We start from the raw sequence: 2872 nt of genomic DNA, 5'->3' as shown, positions 1-2872 counted from the left end.
CATAACATCCCTTGCCCGCACCCCCGCAGGGGCCCACAGCGCGTTTCTGCGGGGAACGGGCCGTTTCCGGCACCTTTCCCCGGCTTAGCCCCTGAAAAACGCCCCTGATGATTTTGGCGCAGCTGCATGGCTATGCACGCAGGTGAATGGCAGACGGTTACAGCGTAAAGGAGCGGTGAACGCCCCGAAAGGGGCATTCTAATTACGCAATACTGTTTTGCCAGATAAAGATCACTGCTGCGGCGATGCTAAGCAGTGAGCCGATGATACCCAGCACCACATTAAGGTGGCTTAAAAATTCAAAGTCCATGTAAACCTCCACTAAAAAAGTACGATTCGTGATGGCCAGTTGACTATCACGACAGTATTTAGTGAAAAAAAATTAAGCCTCTTACATGAACCATTGGGCTGAAAGCACAGCTCCTGAAACGGTGAACGGGCGCGAAATTTTTTCGCGTTCGTGAGGCGTTGGCAGGGTGTCGGGGCGCAGCCATGACGAAGTGTTTTGGGGATCGCCTGCTTAAGGCGGTACTCCAAAAACACATCTTGTCCCGCCGTTTTGTGGCGCCGGCGCAGCTGGCGGTGGCCACAAAACATTTCCTGTCCGCATTAGTTATTCTTCGCCCGCTTCTGGTGATGAGCCAGTATCTCAGCACGGGCTTCGTCGAAGGTGAGCTCACCGGAAAGAATACGCGCCTTTACGGACTCATAAAACGGAGTTCCGGACGGATCCATACCTTCAAGCCTGAGCGAGGCCTCAGCTTTACGGAACCCGGTTAAGCGCAGTTGCAGTGTCCGATCATCAGCCATTAGTTTTCCTTTGAGCAGTCATGCGAATAAGGCAGGCGTAAAGTGGGCCCACTTTACATGTCCTGCCCAGACTTTGCTGTTGTATAGCGGTGCAGGCAAAAGTGGAAAATGGCAGGAAACTATTGCAGCAGAGTGTGTAATTGGGGAGGAAACTGGAGTGCCGAGCGATACGAACCCTGTTCAGCATTACAGACATTACGCTTCCTCGGTCATTCGCTCACTTCGTTCGGTCATGACTCTCCGGCGAGCGTTACCAGCTCAAACAGAAAGCCATGACGGAGAGTGTGAGAGGGCTGGAGAGGTGCCGGTTTTCCATAGGCTTCGCCCTCCTGACGAGCTTCACAGAAATCAACGATCTCCGGTGCTCAAATCAGAAGGGGCGAAACCTGACAGGACTTAAAGATCCCCACCGTTTCCGATGGGTCGCTCCCTCGTGCGCTCTCCTGTTCCCACCGTGAGGTTTACCCGTTGCAGCCCGCCGTAAGGTGGCGTTTTCTCATTCCTACCCTTGCAACTGGGTTCCTTGTAGGTGGTTCGCTCCAAGCTGGACTATATGCACGAACTCCCCTTTTAGTCCGACTACCACGCCTGATCAGGTAAATATTCTCTTGATTCCAACCCTGATAGACACGACGAATCGCCACTGGCGGTAGCCACTGGTAACAGGGATGTGCGAGATATGTATTGAGAGTTCTTGAAGTGGCAACCTAACTACAGCTACACTGGAAGGACAGATTTGGTGACATGTCTCGCACAAGACTGTTACCACGGTTAAGCAGTTCCCCAACTGACTTAACCTCGAAAAACCGCCTCCCCAGGCGGTTTTTTCGTTTAAAATCTTACTCGTAGCTTTTAAGGATCACAAGAGGAACTTTAGCTATATATATCATTCGATTCTAGAAACAAGATCTTGAATATTTGGACCTTGCATATCCAATTGTGATTGATTGATAGTAACCAACTTCCCATTCATGTTTTTCCTTGCTCCCGCTGTTATTTTTAACATTGGGGTTCCTGTTGCACTAGAAAAAACAGATGCTGTATTTGCATCTCTTATTTCGAATAAAAACATATTTTTAAACGTTCTTTTGTTTGTAGGTGCATTGGCACCATTTGGGTGCGTTTTAAAAACAGAGGGATCACTTTGCCAAACAGACCATATCTCTTCAGTTATCTCTGTGACAACGTGCCTGAATGCTGATGCCGACCCATTGTTTATTTGGGTCAATCTGTTACCTACATACATATATATGCTAGGTATAGCCATCCTATAATTCATGGAATTTCGATAATATTCAGACTGAGCATTAGCTGGAGCAACCCCTTGATTTGCGGTACGATTCCTCCCGTAAACCAACGCCAAAACAGATCTTACAGCACGCTTAGAGGAACCATCAGCAGAGAATGGTATTATCAATCTTTCTGAGGCTGCCAATGACATAGTTGTGTATATAGAGAAGCTTGGATTGCAGTCTATAAATACTGTTAGCTCTTTATCTATAAGCCTATTTTCAATATCAACTATTAGATCTCTAAGCCAAAGGTGCACAGATCTCCAAGCATCTTGTGGGCCAGGCCTAGTTGCCCCAAGGACCTGTGGTGTTTGAAGTTCTAAGTTATCGTCACCAACAACCAAATATAAGTTATCAGTTACTTTGTTATTAAACTGACGAACATTAGTTAAATAATCAGCTCCTCTAAAAGGATTTACATAAGGACTTACAATACGCGCCTCAATATAACCTGATATTGTGTTTCTAGGTAAAACCGAATGGATATGTTGTAAGTTATTTTCTCCATCAAGCATTCCGCCTAAAAGCATCGAGGAAGAATTAGCTTGGGGACACATATCAATCACCAAGACATTTTTATCAGGGTTTTGTTGTGCATACTCGCTAGCTATCTGAAAAGTAAGGTAACTTTTACCAACGCCGCCCTTATTGTTCCAAATCGTATAAACAGCCATAGAATCCTCAAGAGCTAATCATTCACAATGTCGCAGATGATAGGGCAAAGGGATTTAGTACTGTTAAATTATTTTATCAGCACAAGCCTTATTTAA

The 2872-nt window shown here is 46.2% G+C and carries 2 protein-coding genes; both read right to left on the bottom strand.

Features of this window, described 5'->3' with window-relative positions:
• Window positions 1–609 precede the first annotated feature (609 nt).
• A complete protein-coding gene (locus tag Q3V30_RS22700; protein ID WP_306213681.1) occupies window positions 610–810 on the bottom strand; it encodes an antitoxin VbhA family protein in 201 nt (66 codons plus the stop codon).
• 886 nt (window positions 811–1696) lie between these two features.
• The gene (locus Q3V30_RS22695; protein ID WP_306213679.1) at window positions 1697–2776 is read right to left on the bottom strand and encodes a ParA family protein; all 1080 of its coding nucleotides are present in this window, start codon (window positions 2774–2776) and stop codon (window positions 1697–1699) included.
• Window positions 2777–2872 lie beyond the last annotated feature (96 nt).

Origin of the sequence: Erwinia pyri (genome assembly GCF_030758455.1) — a bacterium.
Taxonomy (GTDB): domain Bacteria; phylum Pseudomonadota; class Gammaproteobacteria; order Enterobacterales; family Enterobacteriaceae; genus Erwinia; species Erwinia pyri.
The sequence above is the reverse complement of the archived record's forward strand: the minus strand, read 5'-3'. Positions and strand labels throughout refer to the sequence as shown.